The organism is Candidatus Poriferisodalis sp. (assembly GCF_965208895.1).
In the GTDB taxonomy this organism is placed as follows: Bacteria; Actinomycetota; Acidimicrobiia; order Acidimicrobiales; family Poriferisodalaceae; genus Poriferisodalis.
Map to the genome: position 1 here is coordinate 2,690,281 of NZ_OZ242363.1, position 26,421 is coordinate 2,716,701.

1 protein-coding gene (only partly in view) is annotated in these 26,421 nt (G+C 69.9%); it reads left to right on the forward strand.

From position 1 onward, the window contains the following. A protein-coding gene (locus ACOGJB_RS12195; protein WP_419837389.1) for a Calx-beta domain-containing protein crosses the window boundary here: on the forward strand, window positions 1–26,421 show its 5' portion. The gene runs 12,198 nt beyond the window's last position; 26,421 of the gene's 38,619 nt are visible here — the first part of the coding sequence; the start codon lies at window positions 1–3; the stop codon falls past the right edge of the window.

Consider the following 26,421-nt stretch of genomic DNA (forward strand, 5'->3'; position numbering starts at 1 on the left):
ATGAAGCAGTGCTGGCGCTTGGGCCGGGCGGCTCGCTCTTTGGCGGTCTGCCTTGCCGTTGCAGCATTGGTGGCGAGCGGGCTGGCGCCGGTGGCGTCGCATGTGCCGCTGCTGCGTGCTGAGCCGGCCGCGGCGCAGACCGCCCCGATCGTGCTGCTGACTGTCACCGACAACACCGCCACCGAGCGGGCGCTGACAGCACCCGCTCCGGGGCGTATCACGGTGGCGCTGCAAGGCAGCAGTTCGCCCCTGACCGCAAGGCAGCGGCTCGAGGTGCCGATCATCACCAAGCCGGACAGCCTCGTGCTCGGGACCGACTTCGACTTGGAACTGGTGCCCGCGACCGGGGTGAGCCTGTCGGGCAGCACGCTGACGTTCGACGGAGCGGAGAAGGCGGTGCCGTCGGCAGCGGTCATCGTGCGCGCCCTCGACGACGCAGACCGCGTCAATGAAACGCTCACGCTCAGCATCCCGTCCTCGCTGACATCCACCGGATTCACTGCTGCGCCCACAGGCAGCGGCAGCGGCACCATCACATTGGTCGATGACGAACCCGGCGGCTCACACCTTTTTTCAAAGCTCTGGGACCTACGGCATACCCACAACGCAGCATGGGGTGTACTGGACGAGGCGGCATTCAGACAAGACGGCCAGAGTGAGTTCTATGACTTCAGTTTTCGATTCAGGATGCGTCCAGACACTGCCTTTAGCGGGAATTGGTTCCATCATCGTGGTCACACGTTCAACACCACAGGGGATTCGCGGGGCGCCTTCGAGAACGATGGCAGCAAGGTAGTTGCCAGTTCGCTGACCCTGCGTGGCGGCACTCTGACGCACAACAGCGAACAACTCACTATCGGGCCGTCGATCGAACTGCAGGGCGCGCCCGAGGGCATGACAATTCACAGCCTCGAGCGCACGGGCGACACAGCAGCAACGATCACGCTGCGCATGTCCGCAGCGGGGAGGGCAGCGTTCAATGCCCCCCGAGATTTCGACATCAAGATGGGCGGCATGCTGTTCAGCGGCTGCCCGGATCACGATCTGTCGACTGTCAGCCAGCGGGGCGACCTCGCGTACTGCTGGCCGCTGGTGTTCGGTCTGTCGATGATTCCCGACAAAGACCTCATTCTCACCGAGAGCGACGGAAACACCGTGCTCGGCGACACCACAGACGCACAAGACACCTACACCATACGGCTGGCGAGAGCGCCGTCGGCCACGGTGACCATCACGCCGATGTCGTCCGATTCGGCATACATACTCGACCCGGACCCGGTGGTGTTCCAGCCTTCCGACACCGGTGCTGCTTTGACCAAGACCGTCACCGTCACCAGTCGGCAAGGCGACCCGAGGGACAATTTGGGCGGCTCGACATGGCCCGACGTCACCATCACGCACGATGTCGAGACGACCGACAGCTTCTACGGCAAAGCCGACGTGCCCGACGTGGTGGTCGACTTCGTTGACGATGAATCGACCTATGTCGGCATGGAGCTTCCTGATACTGGCTGCTGTCAGCAATTCGCTGCCGACGGTGTTGCGTACATCGGCGAAAGTGATTTCGTAACGCCGAGGTCGGCCGACGTCCGCTTGCACGTAAGTTCTTTGCCTGAAGCCGGCAAAGAGTTCGTGGTGCCTTTGGAACTCTACAGCGATACCGGCCTGGGCCTCCTGGGCATCCTGGATACCAATTCCAACACATCCGAGGTCCGCATGGGAGTCGGAAGAGTAGGCGCTCGTGATCGCTGGGTACCCAACCCAACGGGCGTCGAATTGGAGGGTTTTGATACAGCAACCGACAACGGCACAGTTCGCGGAACAATTACTTTCGCGACCGTCGCACACCAGAGAGTAACGCTGAGGTTCTGGGACCGACTCAACCGAACCGACGCCGACAACGAGCTGGACCGGTTCGGCATCCGCATCCTGGGAGGCCCTGGCGCCGTGCTCGATGCGAATGTCGAGGGCGGCTTGCTGGTCTCGCGCGCTTACTCGGCCGACTTCGTTCATCTCGACTCGGGGACCCCGGAGGGAATCGTCGTCGACCGCACCGAACTCGAGCTGGCCGAGGGTTCGGCGACCGAACTCAAGGTCAGCCTCGCTGCGGTCCCTCCCTTGGTGAATGATCAACGGCCAAGCAAGGACGTCACCGTCAAGCTCGGCAGCGACAGACTCCTCGACTTGAGCGACATCACCTCGGCGGTCGCGCTGTCGCCGAGTTCGCTGACGTTCGATCATGCCGCATCGAGCGACAACGCGTGGTTCAAGCCGCAGACCGTCACGCTGACCGTGCTCGAGGACGACGACATCTTCGACCATGGGGACTTCAACGTCGTGCTCGACTACGAGGGCGACAGCGACTCGAGCCTGCAGAGCAAGATTCCCGCACAGATCATCGACGACGACAACGCTGCCGGAACGCTGGCGTTGAGCAAGAAGGTGCTGCAGGCCGCCGAGTTCACACGCTCGGGCACCACCGGCCCGCACCGGGTCACGCTCGACGTCATCGTGGGCGGCGACTACGCCTTCGCCGACGTAAGCAGCGGCGGATTCAGCAGCGGCACGACGGCGGCGGCGTGCGGCCCGGTGTTCGAGACTGCATTGAAGCCGTGCCGCTACCTCGCCTCGGGAAGCGCCGCGCTCGGCGACGACCCGTCGATAGCGCTCGTGAACGCACCGACCGGGCTGACGCTGGCGTCGTCGTCGGACGGCACGGTCTCGGCGCTGCGCGTCGCCGGCACCAGCGCAGGCACCACCGCCAAGCTGACGCTGGAACTCACCGACGCCGCCAAGATGGCGCTGACAGCAGCGTCGGAAGTGACGCTGAGGCTCGGCGGCACGCTCATCGACGGCAAGAAGAACCGGTTCGGCAAGGCGCCCGCCGGCGACAGCGACGACCTGTGCGCGTCGGCGGCGAGTCTCAGCCGGCCAGGCCGCTGCGCACCGGTCCAAGCGCAGTTCCACCTGACGCCCTTGGTCACCACGCCGGTCGATGCGGAGTTCGTGGTGGTGCCCGACGACCTGGTGCTCACCGAGAACGCCGACGGCTCCACCGACGCCGTCAATGTGGGGTCGCCGGTGATCGCCGTCGATTTCAACGGCGACAGCGTCGCCTATTCGCTGAAGACGCCGCCCGCCGGGTTCGCGATCAGCGCAAGCGGCCAGATCGCCTACAGCGGCACCGGAGTCGACCGCGAGACCACCCCAGGCGGCAAGATCGCGCTGACCGTGGTGGCCACGTCGACCGGCGCCGACGGCACCGCCACAGGGGTGGAGCAGGCGGTGACGGTCACGGTGGCAGACGTCGACGAGGGCGACGCCACGGTCACACTGCGCGCCGACTCCATCGGACGCACCGGGTCGCCGATGCGGGTGACGGCGGTGAGCGGCGACCCCGACGGCGACGCCGAACTGAGCTCGGTGACCTACCAGTGGCAGACCAGCGCCGACAGCGGCACCACCTGGGTGAGCGCCACCGGCGCCGGCGGCAAGACCGCGGTGTACACGGTGGCGGCCGGTGATGCCGACAAGCAGGTCCGCGTCGCGGCCGAGTACACCGACGGCGGCGGCAACGCCGAGACCGTGTACTCGGCGCCGGTGACGGCATTCACGCTGCCTCTGGACAACTTCGGCAGACGCTGGGTGCGACCCACCGTGACCGTCGACAAGGCCACAGCCACCGAGGGCGACGCCGACGACGTGATGATGGTGACGGTGAAGCTCAACACGCCGCTGGTGTGCAGCGACGACGAGACGGTGAACGAATGGCACGCGGCGTTCTTCGAAATCAACGGCGCCTGGATGAACCGGGAGTACACGGCTGAACTCGTTCCGCTGACTCCTGGTGGCGGCACCGAGGGTCTCACGCTCACCAGACAGGTCGGATCCGTCAACGACGGCCCGCCTGACCCCGTCACCAATAGGGCGACCCGCAGAACATTCGTCGGCCCGAGCGTCAGATTCGAACCAGTCGACGGCAAGCCGTCGCCGACTGTCGCGAAGGTCAAGCTGACGTTCGCCCACGACGACGACGCGGCCGACGACAGTTACGGTCCCATCAAGACCATAGCTGCGCGTATTGGCAACCCCAGCCAAGCGATACATCCCACGTACTGCAGTGATCCTCAGATCATTCCGTTTCCCACACCGGCTTTGGCGGCCGGGACTCCCACGACGTTCACCGTCACCGACGACGACGACGCCGGCAAGGTGGTCAGCTTCGCCGCCGCGACAGCGACGCTGACCGAGGGCGACGGCCCGGCGGGCACGCTCGGCGTGGAGCTCACCGTCAGCGACACCGCATCGGCGGGCGGTGTGACCGTCACGATGACCGACGGCACCGCCGTCTACGGCACCGACTACCGCTACGCCGGCGACGGCTCGGTCACCCGCGACGGCGGCCGGACCTCGCTCGAGGTCACCTGGCCGGCGGGGACCAGCAAGGTGATCGTCCCCATCGAGGCCGTCGCGGACAGCGTCGACGACGTGTCGGTCAAGCGCTTGCGCCTGTCGCTGTCCAAGCCGGTCGGCGTGGTCAGGATCGGCACGCAGCGCACGATGACCGTCGACCTGCGCGACGACGATGCCACGGTGGTGTCGCTGACCGGCGGCGGCATCGTCTACGAGGGCGAGATTCCCAGCGGCGACCCGCCCGGCTTCACCGTGTCGCTCTCGAGGGCGCTGGCGGTGCTGCCCGACGGAACCGCGGAGACCGTGGCGGTGCCGCTCACCTTCGCGAGCACCAGCGGCGTCGCGTTCGGAACGGCAGAGGCGCCCGACAGCGGCGTGTTCGTGTGGGAACTCACCACCGCGAACGGCGCCAGCGAAGGCGTGACCGCCACCGGGCTGGGCACCGCCGCCGCAACCCTCACCTTCACCGCCGCGGCAGGCAAGACCGTGCAGCAGGCGAAGGTCGCACTCAAGCTGGCCAACGCCGACCCAGACACAGACAACGACGACATCACCGTGAGCATCGGAGCGTTCGATGCCCCAGGGCTCGCCACCAACATCGGCATGCGCGCAGCCGACAGTCAGCGCAGCCGAGCCGGCTTCCTCGCCGTCGACGCCGGCAGCACCCCGGCACTGCTCGGCGTGCCGACACAGATCAGCCTGGTCGAAGGCGGCAGTGACGGCGAGTACCACCTGAGCCTGACCTCTGCGCCGCAGGGCGCGGTCACCGTCACGGTCACCTCAGCCGACACTGCCGCGGTCTCGCTGCTGGCGCTCACCCCGGCTGCTGAGGGGCCGACCGCCGTGCTCGAGTCTGACGGCTCGCTGACAGTGACGTGGCCGCTGCCCGACGACGGCACCGCGGTGAAATGGTGGGTGCCGATGCCCGTCGGGGTCCGTCCGGTGTCCGACAGCGACACCGCCGGCGAAGAGGTGGTCGTCTCCCACGCCGTGTCGGGCTACGGCAGCGTCACCAGCGGCCCGCAGGTGACCGTCACCGTGATCGACCCCGCCGTCAGCATCGCCGCGGCCAGCGCCGAGGAAGGCGACCCGGTGACGTTCACCGTCTCGTTGCCGGTGCCGGCAGCTGCGGCGGTGACGGTGCCCTACACCCTCAGCGACGGCCGCTCGACCCCCGCCGATCCCGCCTACAGCGTCGCGACCGGCAGCGCGGAGGGCACCGGCGCCGACTACGCGAACAAGGCGGGCTCGGTCGTCATACCCAAGGGCGCCCGCAGCGCCCCGATATCGGTGCCCACCACCGATGACATGGTCTATGAGAGCGACCATCGCTTCACCGTCGCCCTGGGCGCGCCCACCGTGTCGAGCGGCGCCGCTCCGCCGCTGAAGGCAACCGCCGGCACTGCGGTGGGCACGATCACCGACGCCGACGACACGCCCGTCTTCTACTGGAAACAATCTTCGTTCTCCGTTTCGGAGACCGAGGGCACGCAGTCGCTGACGATCGTCAAGGAGGGCACCAGCCTGGTGTCCTCCGAACTGCTCTGGGAGACGATCGACGTCTCGGCGACCGCAGGCGAGGACTACGAGGCGGTCAACGGTCAGACGGTGACCTTCGCCCCGGGCACTGCTGAGAAGACCGTCGAGTTGACGATCATCGACGACATCATCGACGAACGGACCGAGTCGCTGCGGGTCAGCTTGCTGGTGTCCGAGCACGCAAAGCTCGGCAGCCCGCGACTCGCGATCGTCTCCATTCTCGGCGGCCACGAACCGGAGGTGACGCTGGCCGCGAGCAGCACCGAGATCATCGAGGGCAGCTTCATCAACGTCACGATCGACTCCGGGTTTGGAGAGGCCGCTGGGGCATACAGCGTGCCAGTGCAGATCAAAGCCCAGGGCGGGACCGCCTCGGCCGCTGACGTGCGCCTGCAGAACGGCGGCATCGCGAGGTTCGCCAAAGACAAACGAACCCTGAAGCTGCGGGTCGACGGGATAGCCGACGCCATGGCTGAAGGCGTCGAGACGCTGACCCTCGAGATCGGGACGCTGCCCGCCGGCATCTACCGCGGCGACGTCACCTCCGTCGAGGTGACCATCACCGAGCCACCGCCGATCGATGAGATCCCGTTGGACTCGCCGCTGATCCCCTCCGGCGTCGGAGCGGGCGAGAGCTTCAGGCTGCTGTTCTCCACTGCCAGAACAGCCGCCACCTCAGCCGACGTCGCCGTCTACAACGCCTTCGTCCGCGCAGACGCGGCCCTGTCCAGTTCCATCCCGCACGCCATCCTGCCCTACGCACAGCAGTTCACCGCCGTCGTATCGACCGCCGCGGTGACCGCGCGCCGCAACACCGCCACCGCTGGCACCGACCCCGAAGCGCCCATCTACTGGGTGCAGGGCAGCAAGGTCGCCGACGACTATGACGACTTCTACGACGGCGGCTGGGCCAACGAGAACGCCCCCCGCACCGCGCAGGGCCGATCATTCACGGTCGCGAACGACGACGCGGCCGACCACTGGACCGGCATCGCCTTCGGCGACGGCGACAGCGCCGGCCACCCGCTGGGCACCACCGGCGCCAACGCTGCGTTCGTCACCTACGGCTCGCTGAACGACTCGGGCGCGGGTGTGGGCCCGCTGCGCGGCAAACGCGGCGCTGTGAGCACGAAACGACGGCTGTACGCCCTGTCGCCGGTGTTCACCGCCGAACAGGGCGTGCGTGTCGCGCCGGCGACCGCAGCAGAGGCCAGCGCGGTGGAGTTCACCGTGACGCTGCCCGCCACAGCGACCACCGATGTGACCATCCCCTACACGCTCACCGACGGCCGCGGCGAGACCTCCGATGCGACCGGCGCCGTTGCCACCGGCAGCGCGGACGGCAGCTCAGCCGACTACGCCAATGCATCGGGTTCGATCACCATCGCCGGCGGCGCCAAGACCGGCACCATCAGCGTGGCGACCACCGACGACGAGACCTACGAGGGCAGCCACTATTTCACCGTCACCTTGGGCACGCCGACGGTGACCAGCGGCACCGCGCCGCCGCTGAGCAACCGCGGCGCAACCGCCGTGGGCACCATCACCGACTCGGCCGACATCCCCACGCTGAAGTTCTCCAGCACCGCCGCGGCAGCAACAGAAGCCGGCACTGCGACGCTCACCATCACCACCGCCGACGCCCGAGCGGTCGATGTTGAGGTGGGGTACGCCACAGGCGCCGACGGCACCGCGACAGCCGGCGACGACTTCACTGCGGCCTCAGGCACGCTCACACTGGCGGCAGGCGCCGCCAGCGTGAGCCTCACCGTCACCACCCTCGACGACTCCGCAGACGAGACGGCCGAGACGTTCACCGTCGCGCTCTCAGCCACATCCTCGGCGAAGATCGGCGAACCGGCCCGAGCCACCGTCACGATCACCGACAACGACCCCACCACGGTGACACTTTCGGCGCCCGACAACACTGCGACCGAAGGCGACGCCTCAGCCACCGCCACGCTGCGGCTGGTGCTCAACCGGGCGCTGGTCGCCGGCGAGCACCTCGACGTGCCGCTGCGCTTCACCGGAGGGGCCGACCCGCCGTTCGCGTTGGCGCTGTCGGGAACGCCGGCCGGCGTGACCTTGAACGGATCGACCGTCACCTTCACCGGGCGGGCAGGCGGCGCGGCTGCCGCCGTGGATCTGATCGCCACCGCCAACAGCGACGCCGATGTGGAAGACACCACCGTCACCGCGGAGATCCCGACCGTCAGCACCGGCGGCGATGCCGCGTTCAAGTTCGTGACGCAACGCTCGGGCTCCGAGACCCTCGACGGCGGGGCAGCAGGCAAAGGCGCCAACTGCGACACCACACGCGGCAGCTGCGCGGTGACGCTGACCGTGACCGACGACAAAGTCGGGCAGTCGGTGCGGCTGTCGGCCGACAAGACCTCGCTGGCGGAGGGCGAGACGCTGACGGTGACGGCCACGCTGCTGGCGCCCGCAGCGACCGCCCTGTCGATACCGGTGCAGCTGCGAGCAGGCGCCGGCACCGCTTCGGCGGGCGACGTCACGCTGTCGGGCGGCGGCAGCATCAGCATCGCAAAGGGCGCCAAGACCGGCACGCTCACCGTGACCGCAGCCGCCGACAGCGCCGATGAGCCCACCGAGACGCTGACCCTCGAGCTCGGCACCTTGCCCGCCGACGTCTCGGCCGGCACACCGGACCACATCGAGGTCTCGATCACCGACGCCAACACCGATCCGGTGATCGCTGTGGCATGGTCGCTGGCCCCACGCCAGCTGACACAGCCCGGCGAGAGCGTCGGCGCGCTCGCCGTCATCGAGGGCACGCCGGCGCGGTTCACCGTCACCGCCACCCCTGCGGTCTCCTACGACCTCGACGTGACGCTGAGCATCACCGAGACAGCCGGAAGCGACTTCGTGGCATCGGGCGACGAGGGCGCCGTGACGGTGACCATCCCCGCAGGCAAGACCGAAGCATCGCTTGCAGTGCCCACCGTCGACGACGACCTGTACGAACCTGACGGCGCGGTGACCGCAACCGTCGCCGCCGGCAGCGGCTACACGCTTACAGCCGCGACGACGGTGAAGGCGACCTTGGGCGAGGCCCCCATCGGGGCCCAGTCGGCGTCGGTGCCGTTGTACGACAACGACCCAGCCGTGGTGGCGGCGCTGCGGGGCGGCGGGCAGGCGGTCGAAGGCGACAGCTCCTCGGCTGCGACGCTGTTCATCACCTTGTCACGGCCTCGCTCGGCGGGCGACACCTACCGGGTGCCGCTGGTGCTGTCGGGCACCGGGCTGGCCGCAGGCGACCTCACGCTGGCCGTCACCTCAGGCGCCGGGGTGAGCATCACCGGTACCGCCACGCTGACCCCGGTGGTCGTGTTCACCGGGCCAGGCAGCGACCCGGCGGTGCTGTCGCTGACCGCAGCCGACGATGCCGACGCCATCCACGAGCAGGTCCTCGTGAAGCTCGGCGAGCTCAGCGGCGGCCTGGCGGCCGACCCGCTGGCCGCGTCGGTGGGCGTGCGCCTCATCGACGACGAAGGCTCCGGAGCGACCGTGCTGGTGTCGGCGAGCGCGCTCACTGTGGCCGAGAACGCGACGCAGACCTACACCGTGAGGCTGGTGTCGGCGCCTGCGAGCTCGACCTCGGTGGTGGTCACGCCCACCTCCAGCAGCACTGCAGCGGCAACGGTGTCGCCGTCGAAGATCACCTTCACCGCTGCCAACTGGAACCAGCCCCAAGCCGTCACGGTGCTCGGCGTCGACGACGGCGCAGACAACAGCGGCGGGCGCCGCACGGCCTCCATCAGCCACGCCGTGACCTCCGACGATCCCGCCTACAGCTCCGCCACCGCCCCGCCGGTGCCGCTGACCGTCCTCGACAGCGAACCCACCGTGGTGTCGCTCACCTATGCGGGCGTCAGCCCGGTCACCGAAGGCCAGAACACCTACGCAGACTCAGTGCGCGACAACGACTACGTCGGCTTCAAGATCGCACTGAGCCGGGCGCTCAACAGCAGCGACGAACGGCTCGAGGTGCCGGTTCGGATCAGCGGAACCAACATCACCGCCGACGACATCGAAGCGGAGCTGGTCTGGCAGACCGGGCTTGCCGCCACCGGGAATCTTCACCAAGCCCGTGACCCCGTGAACGCAGGCGTGGCCTGGATCCACGATGGGCGCGTCTACCGGCCCCGTCAGGACACCTCGACATGGGACTGGCACGGCGGAACCCGCCGTGGGGATCAGTTCACCCTCGACCTCCAGAAACTGCCCGCCTCCGCGCTCGAATTCGTCGCAGTGTTCGACGCCGCCGAGTTCGACGACCCTGCCGCGGGCGACGGCCCTGCCGAGGCGCCCAAACCGCAGGAGGCCATGCTGATCCTGCGCTTCACCGACGACACGCTCGGCGAGGGCCGTTTCGAGACGCTGACGGCGGAACTCGGCGACGCTGCCGAGCTGGCGGCGCGGCGCGGCACCAACCTCGCCGGCGGGGCGGTGCCGCACCCCAGCGACAATGCGGCATCGGTGCAGATCAACGACAACGACCCGTCGGTGTGGCCCTCAGCGCTCGACGTCGAAGTGTATGAAGGCACCTCCAGCGTGGTCTCGCCCGCGGGCGGCTACACGCTGCGTCTCAGCGCCGACCCTGGCGACGATGCCACTGTGACGGTTGCCATCGCCTCATCGGACAGCTCGATCCTGACGGTGAGCCCCGCCGAGGTCACCTTCACCGGCGGCAGCGGCGGCACCTGGAGCACACCGCAGACCGTGCAGCTGACCGCAGCAGCCGACGACACCGTCGACGAAGAGTCGGTGACGCTCTCGCACGCCGTCACCGGCTGGAGTGCGGTCAGCGTCGGCCCCGACGTGGCGGTGCGAGTGCTCGACACAGCAGCCGGGGTGACGCTCGTCGAATCCGGCGGCGCCACCACCGTCACCGAGGCCCCCGGCGCCGGACGCATCGACACCTACACCGTGGTGCTCGACTCGCGTCCGAGCGCGGACGTCACCATCACCCCTACTTCGAGCTCGGCGCGTGTCACCGTTTCGGGAGCAGTGACGATCAAGCCGGCGGACTGGAACCGTCCGGTAGCCATCTCGGTGACCGCCGTCGACGACGAGATCGACAACCCCGCAGCCGCCCTCACGGCGAGCATCGCCCATGCGGTCACCTCCGACGACCCGCGCTATCACGGCGCCGCCGTCGTCGCGGTCAAGGTCTCCATCGTCGACGACGACACTGCGGGCATCGCCATCACCGAGACCGGCGGATCGACCCAGGTCGCCGACGACGGCAGCACCGATACCTACACGGTGCAGCTCGACAGCCAGCCGACCGAAGCGGTGATGGTGACGGTCACCTCGCCGACACCGGCAGCGGCAACCGTGCAGGGCCCCGTCGGGGCGGCCGGCGCCAGCGCCACGCTGACGTTCACCGCCACCACCTGGAACCGGCCGCAGACGGTGACGGTGACCGGTGTCGCCGACAGCGTCGACAACAGCGGCAACCGCAGCGTCGTGATCGGCCACTCCGCAGCATCGGCCGACCCCGACTACAGCGGTGCAACGAAAGCACTGACCGTGACCGTCGTAGACGACGACTCCGCGGGGGTGACCGTCACCCAGACCGGCGGATCGACCCGGGTCGCCGACGACGGCAGCACCGACACCTACACGGTCGCGCTGAACACCGACCCCGGCGCCGGCAAGACGGTGACCGTCACCGCGTCGTCGAACAACGCCGCGGCGGCGCTGGTGAGCGTGGGCGCCGCCGTGCCGGCGGCTTCGGCGTCATTCACGTTCACCGGCGGCCGGTCCGGCACATGGCGCCATGCCCGGACGTTCACCGTCACCGGCGTGGCCGACGACCTCGACAATCTCTCCGTCGACCATCGCAGCGCGCGCATCACCCATGCCGCGACCTCAAACGACACCGCAAACCCGTACCACGGCATCGCCGTTGCCGCCGTTGACGTGCGCATCGACGACGACGACCCCGACGTGGGCGTGGTGGTGGCCGAGACGCTCGGCTCGACAACGGTAGGCGAGAAGGGCGGCACCGACACCTACACGGTCGCGCTGGCGTCGAAACCGACCCATGCCGTCACCGTCACCGCCACCTCGGCCAACGCCGCCGCGGCGCGGGTGAGCGTGGGCGGCGGGGCGGCGGGGGCCTCGGCGACACTGACCTTCACCGCCGCCAGCTGGGACAAGCCCCAGACGGTCACCGTCACCGGCCAGGACGACTCGCTGGACAACGCCGGCAATGCCCGCAGGGTGAGCATCACCCACCGGGCCGCATCGGCGAGCGACACGCGCTACGCGGGCCTGAGCGGACCGTCGGTGAGCGTCACTGTCACCGACGACGAGGCCAAAGAGGTCAGGGTGACCCACACCGGCGGCTCGACCGTGGTGACCGAGGCCGCCCGGGCCACCGACGCCGGCGCGTTCGGCCGTACCGACCGCTACACGTTGGTGCTCGGCGCACAGCCTGCGGTCGGTTTCCAAGTGGGTGTCACCTTGACGGCCCCGAACGGCTCGCCGCTCAAGGTCTATGAGATCCAGGACGGCAAGCGCGCCGCTGGCGGCACCAACTATCTGAACTCGGGCACCGCTCTGGTCTTCGACCGCAGCACATGGGACCAGCCCAAGACGCTGGAAGTGGAGGGCGGCAGCTACATCACCGAGGCCGGCAACAGCCGATGGACGATCACCCACACCACCGCCTCCCATGACCCCGGCGGCTTGGGCCGAGTCGACAGCGGCTACCAGGGCACCACGGCAGCGCTGAACGTCACCCTCATCGACAGCGAGCCGGGGGTCACCGTCATCGAGACGCATGGCGGCACCACGGTGCACGAGACGGGTTCGGGGCGCACCGACACCTTCCAAGTGGTGCTCAACACTGCGCCGGATCTCACCGCCGCCGGCGACACCGTGCGCGTCGTGGCCACCGTGCGCCCGACCGGCGTTGCGGTTCTCACGGGCCCAGAACAGACCGAGCAGACGCAAGCGGCGCTGCGCTTCGGCGCCACCGACTGGAACCAGCCTCAGACGATCACCGTCACCGCTGTGGACGACGCGACCTTCAACTCGAAAGGTCCGCGCACTGCGACGGTCACCTACACGACCGGCTACACGGTCGGCCCCCCCGGCACCGACTATGCCGCCACCAGCGGCGCCGCGCCCGATCCCCACACCATCACCGTGATCGACACCGACCCGAGACCTTCGGGCTTCGCGTTGAAGCCCGACACGTCTGCCCGCACCGTCACCGAGGGCACCCCGCTCACCTTCGGGCTGACCGCCGAGTTGACCGGCGATTCGCTGCTCGATGTCGCCCAGACGGTGAACGTGCGCGCAACCCCAGCGGGGGGATCAGCCAAGGTGGGCTTCACAGCGGTGCCCAGCTTCGGCCTCGTCATCGCTGCGGGGCAACGAGCCAGCGCGTCGCGATCAGTGACGCTGACCGCAGTGTCAGACGCCGTCGACGAAGCCGACGAGACTGTCACCCTCGCAGGCACGCCGGCGGGCGCCGCGTTCGCTTCACTCGGCGTGGCGCCGGTGACGTTCACCCTCGTCGACGACGACCCCACGGTGGCCACGCTGGCCGTGAGCGGCACGACCGTGGCAGAGAACAAGGGCACCGTCGATGTGACGGTGACGCTGGGCTCGGTGGCAGGCACCGGCATGGAGGTCGTGGTGCCGCTCGTGGTGACCGGGGCCACCGAAGGCGAGCACTACACGCTGGCGCTCAAGGGCGGCACAGGCCTCAACACCGGCGTCGCCTTGGACATCAGCGCCCCGCACAGCCCCCAGAACCCGGCGCTGCGCTTCAGCGCCGGCGCCCGGGTGGCGACCTTGGCATTGACCGCGGTGCCCAACAACGATGCGGAGGAGCGCAGCGTTGCCATCGCGCACGGCAGCGGCAGCCGGGCCATGACGGTGAGCGGCTCGGGCGGCGGGGTGAGCGCGGCGGGCGGCACCAAGACGGTGGCCATCACCAACGACGATTCCACCACGGTGACCCTCACGCCAGGGCCCGAGGTGACCGAGGGCAACCCCGCCGGCTTCACAGTCAGCGTCGAGCCCAAGCCGGCGACAGCCCTCGACGTGACGGTGACGATCACGGTGACCGGTGCAGGGGCCCCGACCACGGCCACGCCGACCGCCCGCACGATCTCGGTGCCGGCCTCAGGCAGGGCGTCGTTCATGGTTGCGACCGTCGGCGACAGCGACGACGAGGCCGACGGACAGGTCACCGCGACCGTGGCGCAAAGCACCGGCTACACCATCGCCGAACCGGCGGCCCGCACGGTGACCGTGGCCGACGACGACCCGACCGCAGTGACGCTGGCGGGGCGCTTTGAGAACTCCGAGGGCACGTCGCGGGTGGCCTGGGACGAAGGCCAGACCTCGGGCACGCGCGAGATCGACATCTCGCTGGGCCGCCCGCTCACCGCCGGCGAGGTGCTCGAAGTGCCGCTGGTGGTGACCGGTGCCGTCGTGGGCACCGACCTGTCGCTGGCGCTGAAGGCCCCGGCGCCTGCCGGGGTGACTGTGTCTGGCGGCTCGGTCACGTTCACCGGCGCGGACGGCAGCACCGTCACGAAGGCGACGCTCACGGTGACCCTGCTGCACGACAGCGATGCCGACGACGAGTCGGTCACGATCTCGCTGCCCGCTCGATGGCCCAGCGAGACGGTGCTGTCGGCGTCCACGACGCTCGGCGGCGGGGCGACCGGTTCGGGGTCGCTGAGTTTTCTGATCGTCGATGACGACAAGCCGGCGGCGGCGGGCGTCGAAGTGTCCGTCGAACGCATGCGCCTCACCGAGGGAGACGCAGCGGGGACTTACCACGTCCAGCTGGGCACCGATCCCGGCGACGGCATCACCGTGACCGTCACACCGGTCTCCCGCAACACCGCAGCAGTCGGCGTGAGCCCCGTGACGCTCACCTTCACCGGCGGCGCTGCCGGCACCTGGGCCACGCCGCAAGCCGTGACCGTCACGCCCGCCGAGGACGCCGACGCACACCACGAGCAGGTGTTCATCGCCCACACCGTCACCGGATACACGGGTGTCAGCGCGGCGCCGGTGGTGCTGATCGTCGTGCTCGACGACGAGAGCACCGACACCTCCGGCTTGGTGGTGGTGCCCGCCGAACTGCCCGCCAACCTGTTCTCCGGCGGGGCGACGCTGAACGTGGAACTGGTGCCGCTCGGCGTGTCGTTCGCCGGCGCAGGCGGCGGCGGCGGGCGAGGCGGCACCTCGGGCCGCAACGTCGGCGAGCAGCTCTGGAAAGCGACCACCGGCGAGCTGACCGCCGCCGGGCTGGCCCATATCACGCTCAGCGGAGCACCCGCAGGACTGTCGATCTCATCGGCCCGCCTGGTGGTCACCCGTGACGAGAGCGCGACTACCACCGACAAGTCGACCGGCGCCAATGCCGTGCTGGTGCTCTCGTACTCTGGCGCGGCCATCACCGCAGACACGACGGTCACCGTGAACGTGGGCGGGGCACTCCTGTCGCGCAGCGGCGGGGCGAAGTCGCCGCAGCCCTGCGACGGCACCCGAGACGCCGACGAGACGGCGTGTGCCGCCATCTCGGGCACCTTCACGGTCTCGGCGACGGCGCCCGCAGTCGTGGTGAAGCCGACCACGCTCGAACTGACCGAAGGCGGGGCCCCCGGCGAGTACACCGTCGTGCTGTCCACCGATCCGGGCACTGGCGCAACGGTTTTGGTGACGCCGGTATTGCCCGATGTCGCGACCCCCCCCGTGAATGTCAGCGGCGCGCTGACATTCACGGGGGGGGTCGCGGGCAGCTGGGCCACACCGCAGACGGTCACCGTGACACCTCTCGACGACGGCGACGCCGACAATGAGAGCGTCACGATCTCCCACACCGTGACCGGATACGGCAGCGTCGTGGCCGGGCCGTCGGTGGCGGTGACCGTCGCCGACGACGAGACGGTCTCGGCCACGCTCCTCGAAAGCGACGGCTCGACGGTGGTCACCGAGGCAGGCGCAGGCAACACCGATTCGTACACCATCGTGCTGGGCAGCCAGCCGACCGGCGAAGTCACCGTCACCGTCACCAGCGACGACGCCACCGCCGCCACGGTGCGCACGACAGGCGCAGCAGGCGCCACTGCGGTGCTGACCTTCGGCACCGTGAACTGGGCCAGCCCGCAGCCCGTGACGGTGACCGGGGTGGCTGATACTGCCGACAACGCAGGCGGGGCTCGCACGGCCACGATCAGCCACCGCTTCTCCGGCGGCGGCTATTCCAGCGTGACCGTGGCAGACGTATCAGCCGCGGTGACCGACGACGACCCGACCACGGTCTCGCTCAGCGGAGGCGGCACGATCTCCGAAGGCGACGCCACTGCCACGGCGGAGGTGACGGTGACGCTCGGGCGAGCGCTCGGACCAGGCGAGGTGGTGGCGGTGCCGCTGGTGCTTGCCAGTTCGACCGGCGCGACCGTGTCTGGCACCACGAACCGCGATTTCACCTTGGCGCTGAAAGCGGGCCAGCCCGGCGCAGCGCTGTCGGGGGCGACCACCGCCGCGCCGGTGGTCACGCTCACCGGCGCCAAGGGCAAGTCGGTGCGAACCGCAGTGGTGACGATCAGCGCCGCAGCCGGCCGCAATGACGGCGACACGACGGCTGAGACCGTCGCGGTGACGCTTGGCAACCAGGCCGCTTTCGACGCCCAGACCGCTACCAACGTCGTCGGCGGCGCGGCGCCTCACAGCTCCGCCAACAGCGCCACGGTGACGATCTTCGACGACGACGGGCTGAGCGTGACGCTGGCGCGCACCGATTCGGGCGCGATCACCGAGGGCGCAGCGGCGACAGCGGATCGCCAAGCCGTGTTCACCGTCACGCTGGGCCGCCCGCTGGTCGCGGGAGAGCGTTACACCGTCCCCCTCGCCATCGCCGGCAGCGGAATCACCGCAAGCGACTTCACGCTGGCCGCAGCCACCGGGCTCGGCGTCAACGCCGGCGTGACACTCGCAGCGCTGTCGGGTCTGGCGCCGACGGCGACCTTCGCGGGCCCCGGCGCGCAGACTGCCACCTTGACGCTGAGCGTCGCGAACGACAGCGACGACGAGCCGACCGAGACGGCGACCCTCACGCTCGGCACGCTGCCCTCGCCGCTGCGCGACGCCGGCGACACCGATCTCGACGGCAGCATCGACTCGACAGAGACCACTACTTCGGCGTCGGTGCAGATCGCCGACGACGACGCGACGCAGGTGCAGATCTTGCTTCTCGGCGCGGGCAATCCGGTGATCGGAGAGGTTCCCGAACGGCCGCCTGTCGGGGGCCACACGGGTGTGCTGGCGGCGGTGCTGGTGCAGCGGGCGCTCGTTGCGGGCGAGTCGCTCACCGTTCCGGTGGTCTTCGCCGGTGCATCCCCAGGCGACGGCCTCGCGGTCACGTGCCTGCCGATTGCAATGTCAGGAGCGACCTGCGGCGATTTCGCCTCAGCGACTGCATCGGGATGGACGGTGACCTTCACCGGCCCAGCCGACATGCCACGGGCGCAGTTGGTCTTCCGCGGCGCCGACGACGACGACGCCATCGACGAATCGGTCACGATCAGCCTTGCCGCGTCGTCGCAGTCGGGCTCGCCCAGGATTGCCGCAACCGGATTGGGCGGGGGTGCGTCGGGGACCGGGCAGGTGTCGTTCCGCATCGACGACGACGACAACAACGCCGACATCGCCGTCAAGCTCACGGGCGGCGGCACCATCGAGGGCGCCACCTCGGGCAGCAGCATCGACGTGGGGGTGGAACTGTCCCGCGCGCTCGCCGCCGGCGAGATCGTCGAACTCGACTTGGACTTTGTGACCGACCCTGCTTCTGAGTCAGTGTCGTTCGTGTTGCCGGCGAAGGCTGCGAACGGCCATGCCACGGTCACCGTGAGCGGCACCGGCGCCCGGTCCGGCACAGCTGCGCATCGGCTGATCTTCACAGGGGAAGACGGCGTCGAGGTTCGCTCGGCACGCCTTCGGATCGCCTCCACAGGCCTCGATGCGGGAGACCAGAGCGGGAACCCCAAGGTCGGGGGCGACAACAACGGTTCGGACGAGGTGGTGACGATCTCACCGGACCTCGCCGCCGACTCTGACACCAAGGCGACGTTCGGCTTGAACGTGGTCGCGTACAGCGACGACGACCCTGCGACCACCCACGATGCCACGACGGCGGTCAGAATCGCCGATGACGAAGCCACAGACCAGGTGATCTCCTGGACGACGGCGGGCGGTGCGGCGCTCAGCGCGGCCACGGTGAACGAGGGCGCCGACTACACGTTCACCGCGGCACTGCCCGCCGGCGTGACAGGCCCGGTGCTCGCTGCGCTGAACTACACCCATGAGACCACATCGGCGGCAGACTTCGACCCGCTGCCGATGTCGGTGTTCATCCCCTACGGGCAGTCCAGCGCCGAGGTCACGATCTCTGCTGTGGCTGACAGCACCGCGGATGGCGACGAAGTGCTGCGGGTGGGCGCCGCTGATCCGCCCGGCTTCACTTTCGGCAGTGCCACATTCGACCTCACGGTCGCCGAACCCTCCATCACGATCAGCCCGGTTGCCGCCTCGGTGGCCGAGGGCAGCGCCGCGTCGTTCACCGTCGAGGTGGCCCAGGCGCCCGCTGCCGATCTGACGGTGAACCTGAGCGTCGCTGAGGGCGCGGGCGACTTCGTGGCGGCATCCGACGAGGGCAGCGGCAAGTCGGTGGTGATCAAGGCCAACGCCAAGACCGCCACCTTCACGGTGGCCACAGTGGCCGACAGCGTCGACGAGCCCGACGGCGCCGTGACGGTCACCATCGTTGCCGGATCCGGTTATGTGCTCCAAGGAACACCGACAGCCACGGTGGCCGTCACCGACGACGACTCCCCGCTGACGGTCACGCTGGCCCGCACCGACTCCGGAGCGATCACCGAAGGGGCCGCGGCGAAGGCCGACCGCGAGGCCGTCTTCACCGTGACCCTGAGCGCAGCGCTGCTCGCGGGCGAGAGCTTCACCGTGCCGCTGGCCGTCTCCGGGGTGGCAGCGGCAGACTTCACGCTCGCCGCCCAGACCGGCGCCGGCGTCAATACGGGGGTGACGCTGACGGGGGCCACCACCGCGACGCCGTCGCTTGAGTTCGCGGGGCCCGGCGCCCAGGTCGCCACGCTCGTGCTCAGCGCCGCCGACGACAGCGTCGACGAGCCCGGCGCTGAGGTCGCCACGCTGCGGCTCGGAACCCTGCCCGCGGGCCTGTTCGACGCAGGCGACGCCGACCACAACGGCGCCATCGGCGAGACCGAGACCGCCAGCTCGGCCGCGGTGCAGATCATCGACAACGACCCCACCACGGTGACGCTGCGCCGCATGAACCAGATCGCCAGCATCTACGAAGACCCCAGCCAGGACCGCACCAACGATCGAGACAACCGGAACGTGCATCTCGTACTGGAGCTGAGCCGCAGGCTGGTCGGCGACGAGACGCTGGTGGTGCCGATCCGGTTCGCGGGCGCCACGCCGGGCACAGACATCAAGGTGGAGTGCCGCGGCCCCCCGTGTGCGGGCTTCGACCCGCTGAGCACCAAGCAGATCTTCTTCGCCGACGCCGCGTCGGCACAAGTGACCTTCACGGCCACATCGGGAACACTGGCGCACCTGCACATCACCGGCATGACCGACGCCGACACGGTCGACGAGTCGGTCACGGTCTCGATCCCGGCATCGTCGCAGACCGGTTCGCCCCAGATGACTGCCACCCGCCTCGGCGGCGGGGCCAGCGGGTCGGGCACGGCCTCGTTCACCGTGATCGACAGCGCCGGCGTCGAGACGATCACCGTGAAGGCGACCGGCGGCGGCAGCATCGAGGGGCATCTGTCGAGCGGCCCCGGCAGCACCGCCGAGGCGGTGGTCGAACTGTCGCGCGCGCTGACCGCCGGCGAATCGGTAACCGTCGGGGTGCAGCTCGACACGAGCACCGCCGCCGCGCTGCCGGGCAACTCGAATCCCGACGTGGCGTTGACGATCAGCGGCGACGGCGTTGCCTCGAGCCGTTTCTCCGGCACGGCTACCAGAGCGATCTGGGAGGTCACCTTCACCGGCAGCGACTCCGACACGGTGCAGCGGGCCGTGCTGCGATTCGCCTCCACCGGCCGCGACGCCGGCGACCAGAGCGGCGATCCCAGCACCGGCGGCGACGGCGACGGCGACGATGAGGTCGTCACCGTCAACGTGAACGCGGGCCTGCTGCCGCGGGCCACCGAAGGACTCGACGTCGCCTCCTTCGACGACGGCGATGCGGCGACGACCCACGACGCGACCACCGCGGTGCTGATCGCCGACGACGAGGCCGACGATGGGGTCATCACCTGGACCGACGCCGACGGCACAGCACTGAGCGCCGCCTCGGTCGACGAAGGCCAGTCGTTCACCTTCAAAGCAGTACTGCCGACCGGTGCCACCGGCCCGGTCGAGATTCCGCTCACCTACAACCACACGTCCACCTCGGCTGCCGATTTCGACGCCCTGCCGGCATCGATATTCATTCCCTACGGCCAGACCGAAGGCACGGTCGTCATTGCCGCCAAGTCCGACGCCACCGCAGAGTCAGACGAGGTGCTCAAGGTGGGCGGCAGCGACCCGCCGGGCTACACGCTCGACTCGGCCGCTTTCGACCTGACCGTCGTGGGCAACAGCGCGGCGGGGGTGACGATCGCCGAGTCGAACGGCTCGACGGTGGTTGCCGAGAAAGACGGTGTGGATTCCTACACGGTGGTGCTCGACACGCGTCCGGCGTCTGCGGTGGACGTACGCGTGCAGTCCTCCGACCAAGATGCGCTGTTGGTGCGCGAGGGCACGACAGGGTTGTGGGCGCGCACGGTGTGGCTGAGATTCCTGCCGACCGATTTCGGGACGCCGCGCACGGTTCAGGTGCGCGGGGTGGACGACTCGGTCGCGAACGCGGGCAACGCGCGGACCGTGACGGTGACCCACACAGTGGCCTCGGTCGACGCCGATTACGACGGGCTCCAGGTGCGGTCGGTGACGGTGTCGGTGACCGACGACGAGGGCACCGATGCAGTGTTCGGCGCGGTGCCGTCGGATCTGGTGCTCGCGGAGAACGCAGACGGTTCGACGACGGCGCTCCAGGTGGGCTCGCCGGTGACCGCGACCGATGCCGACAACGACCCGATCGTCTACTCGCTCGAGGGTCTTCGGCGGGGTCTTCGGGTGCCGTCGGGCTTCGTGATCGACGCGGGCACGGGCCAGATCTCCTATACGGGCACAGGCGTCGATCGGGAACTGGTCGACGGCTCGCTCACCTTCACGGTGGTGGCCACATCGCTGGGCGTGAGCGGTGCCCCGACGGCGGTGCGTCAGCAGGTGACGGTGACGGTGACCGACGTCGATGAGGGCGACGCCTCGGTGGCACTGTCGGGAACGCCGGTGGCGGGGCGCTCGTCGGTGTCGTTCGCGGGCCTGTCGGGCGATCCCGACGGCGTGGCGACGAGCCGCGCGGACCTGTCGTTGCTGTGGCAGGCGTCGTCGGACGGGGGCGTCACATGGGCTGGCGCGACGGGCGCGGGCGCCATGACGGGCACGTACACGGTCGCCGCCGCGGATGCGGGCAAGCATCTGCGCCTGCGGGTGGTCTACGTGGACGGCGGCGGCACCACCGAGACGGTGTACTCCGACCCGGTGCCGGTGGCAGGCCTCGGCGCAGTCTCGGCGACGGTGCGGGTGATCGACGCGGTGGCGACCGAGGGCTCGGCGACCGATGTGGCGGTGCTGCGGGTCGCGCTCGACGCGACGCTGCTCGCCGGCGAGTCGGTCACGGTGCCGCTGGTGTTCTCCGGCGGAACCGCAGGCACGCACTACTCGCTGGCGCGCGGCGCGGCCTCCGCGACGGGCACGACGGTCGGCAACAGCGGGGTGACGTTCACCGGCCCTGTCTCGGGGCAGGCGTGGGTGACGCTGTCGGCGCTGGCCGACAGCGACGCCCTCAAGCGGGTGCTGTCGGTGTCGACGGGCACGCTCACGGCGTCGGGGCCGACGTTGAGCGGGGCGATGCTGCACGGCAGCGTCGCAGGGCCGTCGACGGTGGTGCTGGCCGAGCCTGCGGGGGCCCGGGTGGTGAATGTGAGCCTGGCGTCGCCGTCGGCATCGGAGGGCACGTCGGTGGCGGTGGTGGTGAGCCTTCCCGGAGGTCCGCTGGGCACCGAGGTGTCGGTGCCCTTGTCGGTGTCGGGCACGGGGGTGTCGGCCGACGACTACCGGCTGGCGTCGCCAGTGCTGATCCGCGCCGGCGCCGATGAGGCGGCGACCGATCTCGAGGTGCTTGCCGACGACGTCGAAGAGGGGCCGCAGTCGTGGACAGTGGCGACCGGGAACCTGCCTGCGGGCCTGGTCGCCGGCACGACAGGTTCGCTGGCGGTCACCGACGCCGCCGCGGCGCCTGAAGACGGGTCGCTGTCGGTGAGGCTGCTGTCGAGGGACTCGACGGCGACCGAGGCGAGCACTTCGAACGGGCTGCTGCGGGTGTCGTTGAGCCCGCGAGGCCTGCTGTCGGGCGAGACGCTGGTGATTCCGCTGGTGCTGTCGGGTGGCTCGCTGGGCGTCGATATGTCGCTGTCGTTGCTGGGGTCGCCCACCGGAGTGAGCTACGCGGCGGGGACGTTGACGTTCACCGGCCCGTCGGCTCGCAGTGCCGACTTGACGGTCACGGCGCTAGCCGACGACGACGCCGTGACCGAACGGGTCACCGTCGCGGCGGGAACGCCGACCGCGACAGCCATACCGGTACCGGTGACGGCTCGGTCGTCGGCGTTGTTCGTGCTCAACGACGTCAGCCATGCGAAGGTCGTGGTGGCCGGCGGCGTGCGGCGGGCACTGGTCGTGTCGGAGCCGTCGGGCACTGCCCGCTACGCGCTGAGGCTTTCGACGCGGCCGTCGGGGACGGTGATCGTCATGCCCGCGGTGCCCGCAGGCTCGGGCGTGAGCGTCTCGGGCCCTGTCATCTTCGACGCCGACGACTGGAGCGCCGACAAGTACGTGACGCTCACCGCGGTCAACGACAACGCCGACACGCCGCGCCGTGACGTGACGGTCACCCACGCTGTCACTGCGGTGAACGATGCCCAATACGGCGCCTCGTCGGCGGCTGCGGTGGGAGTGACCGTCGTCGATGACGACGCGACGGAGGTGTCGCTGGCCCGCTCCGACTCGGGCGGCATCGTCGAGGCCGGCGCGACCGATCAAGCAGTGTTCGAGGTGTCGCTGGCTCGTGAGCTCGCTGGCGGCGAGACCGTCGTGGTGCCGGTGCTGTTCAGCGGCACCGGCGTGACCGGCAACGACTTCGCTCTGGCGCTCGACACCAGCGACGGGCGCAGCAGTGCGGTGCGGCTGGTCCGCGGCGGCACGCTCAGCGCGGTCCTCACGTTCGGCCCTGGTGCGGAGACCGCTCATCTTGTGGTCACCGCAGTGCGTGACAGCCTCGACGAGCCCGCCGAGACGCTCACCGTCAGCCTCGCCAGCGGGGCCCAGTTCGCCGCCGCGCGCAGCGTCATCGACGGCGGCGCCGCGCCGAGCCCCACCGCCAGCAGTGCCACGGTCGCCGTCGCCGACGCCGACGCACCGCTCGTGGTCACCCTGTCGGGCGGCAGCGCGACACCCGTAGCCGAGGGCGCCTCCGACGCTGCGGTGGGCCTGACGCTGACGCTGTCGCGGGCGCTGATCGCGGGTCAGCGGCTGTCGGTGCCGCTGGCGTTCACCGGCGGCGCCATCGGGTCGCAATTCGCGCTCGCGCTCGACGGCACGCCTGCGGGCGTGAGCCTCGCGGCGGGCACGGTGACGTTCACCGGGCCGTCCGCTGAGTCGGCATCGCTGTCGGCGGTGCCGCTGCACGACCCCGACTCAGCCGACGAGCGCATCACGGCGACGATCCCGGCGACCGCGGCAGGCATGACCGCTGAGGGTCTCGCCGACACGATCACCGGCACCGGCACGGCCCGCATCGCGATCACCGACGACGACACCGGCAGCGTGCTCAGCGCCGTGGCGGTGTCTCCGGTGGAGGGCTCGTCAGCTTCGTACACGATCCGCCTCGCGAGCCGGCCTACCGGCACGGTGACCATCACGCCGGTGTCGTCGGCCACGGCAGCGGCGACCGTGTCTGGCTCGCTGCAATTCACTCCCCAAGACTGGAGCGTGCCCCAGACGGTGACCGTCACCGCGCCCGACGACGACGTCGACGTGCAGGCCGGCACCCGCACCGCCGTCGTGTCTCACACCGTGACCGCGGTGCAGGCAGCCGACGCGCTGGTCGCCGTCGCCGACGTGGCCGTGACCGTCATCGACGACGACCCGACCACCGTGCGCATCATCTCGCAGGCCGCAGCTGTGCTCGAATCCGGCGGCACCGCCGAGTTCGACGTGGCGCTGGGCCGTGGTCTGGGCGAGGGCGAGCGGATCGACGTGCCCCTGTCGATTTCGGGCGCCGGCATCACCAGCGGCGACTACACGCTCACGTTCAAGGCCCGCGAAGAGGGCATGAGCTTCAACGACGCGGCGTCGGCGTCGACAACGGCGCCGCTGACCAGCGATGCGCCGGTGATCGAGTTCACCGCCGGGTCGGGCATTGCGCGGCTCGTGCTCACCGCGGTGTCCGACGCTGTCGACGAGGGCAACGGCGAGACGATCCGCATCGCTGTGGGCACCCAGGCAGCGCTCGACGCGCAGAGCGGCACCAGCGTCGGGGGAGGCGCAACGCCCGACCCGGACCGGCCGACTGCGATGACCGTCGAGATCGTGGACGACGACGCAGGCACCCCCGCAGTCCTCGTGACCACCACAGCGGGCGGGACGCGCGTCGTCGAGGGCGCCGATGCCGACACCTACTCGGTGCGCCTCGCGACAGCGCCGACCGGCACAGTGACAGTCACTGCGACGGCGCCCAGTGGGCTCGAGGTCCGCGCGGCCGGCGGCTCGTGGGGCCCCTCCGCGCAGCTCAGCTTCGACGCGGCGACCTGGTGGCAGCCCCAGACGCTGTCGGTACGAGCACCGCTCGATGCCGCCGACCCGCCCGGTCCCTCGACGACAGTGCAGGTGACGCACACCGTGTCGGGGTACGGGGCCGTGGTCGCAGGGCCGCCGCTGAGCGTTCAGATCGTCGATACGACGCCGACGACCGTGTCGCTGCGCGGCGGCGGCACGGTGCGCGAAGGCGACTCCGCCGTCACCGCCACGGTGACCGTCACGCTGTCCAGAGCGCTGGCCGCGGGCGAGACAGCCGAAGTGCCGCTCACCTTGGCGAGCCCCACCGGGGCGCGGCTCTCCGCGCCGTCTCGATTCAGGCCGCTGCGATGGACGGCGAGCGGCACCGGCGTCAGCATCGTCGGCGACTCGGTGACCAAACGCCCGCCGTTGACCACCATCAATCTGGCGGTGCGCTTCACCGGCACAGGCGCCCGCACCGCGACCATCACCTTCGCCGCCACCAGCGTCGATCCCGACAAGGCCGACGAGACGGTCAACATCTCGATCGGTCCCAGCCTCAATTACGCCCCTCGGCCCACCAACCTCGCCGGCGGTCTCGCGGCCGACACCGCTGCGCGCACAGCAACCCTCACCATCACCGACGACGACAGCGACGACGCCGAGCCGGTGACGGTCTCGCTGTCGCGCACCGACACCGCTGCCGATGAGGCATCGGTGCTCGAGGCGGCGACGGCTGCGCGCAAGTACCGCGAGGCGGTGCTGGAGGTGGAGCTGGATCGTGCGTTGGTGTCGGGCGAGCGAGTGGACGCGCCGCTGGTGGTGTCGGGAGTGTCAGCGTCGGAGGTCTCGCTGTCGCTGGCGTCGGGAGACGGTGTGAACACGGGGGTGAGCCTGGAGTCCGGTGCCACGCTGGCGCCCACGGTGAGCTTCCGAGGGGCGGGGGCGAAAACGGCGACGCTGGTGCTGACCGCTGCGGCCGACGGCGTCGATGAGGGCGCGGAGACCGCGACGATCGCGCTGGGCAGTGACGCTGCGTTCGCGGCTGACACCGATACCAATGTGGCCGGCGGTGCGGTTCCGGCGGCGAGCAATTCGGCGCAGGTGGGGATCGTGAGCTCTGAGGACACACCCACCGTGACCGTCACGGCGCAGCGGGCGTCGGTGCGCGCCGGCAGCGGAGCACTGTTTGTGGTGTCGGCGAGCCCGATGCCGGCTGCGGATCTGGCGGTGTCGGTGAGGGTGGCCGAGACCGGGGGCCATCTGTGGCGGTTCACTCCGGCAGGCGACACGACAGTGACGGTGTGGGCCGGCACCGGCGACGCCTACCTCATCATGCGCACTGAGCGGGGGCAGAGCCTCGCGCAGGGGTCCGTGTCGGCCACGATCCGGCCAGGCCCGTACGCGATCGGGTCGCCCGGCTCGGCGACCGCGCAGGTGCGGCCGATCATCGATGCGACGATGCGCAAGGCGGCG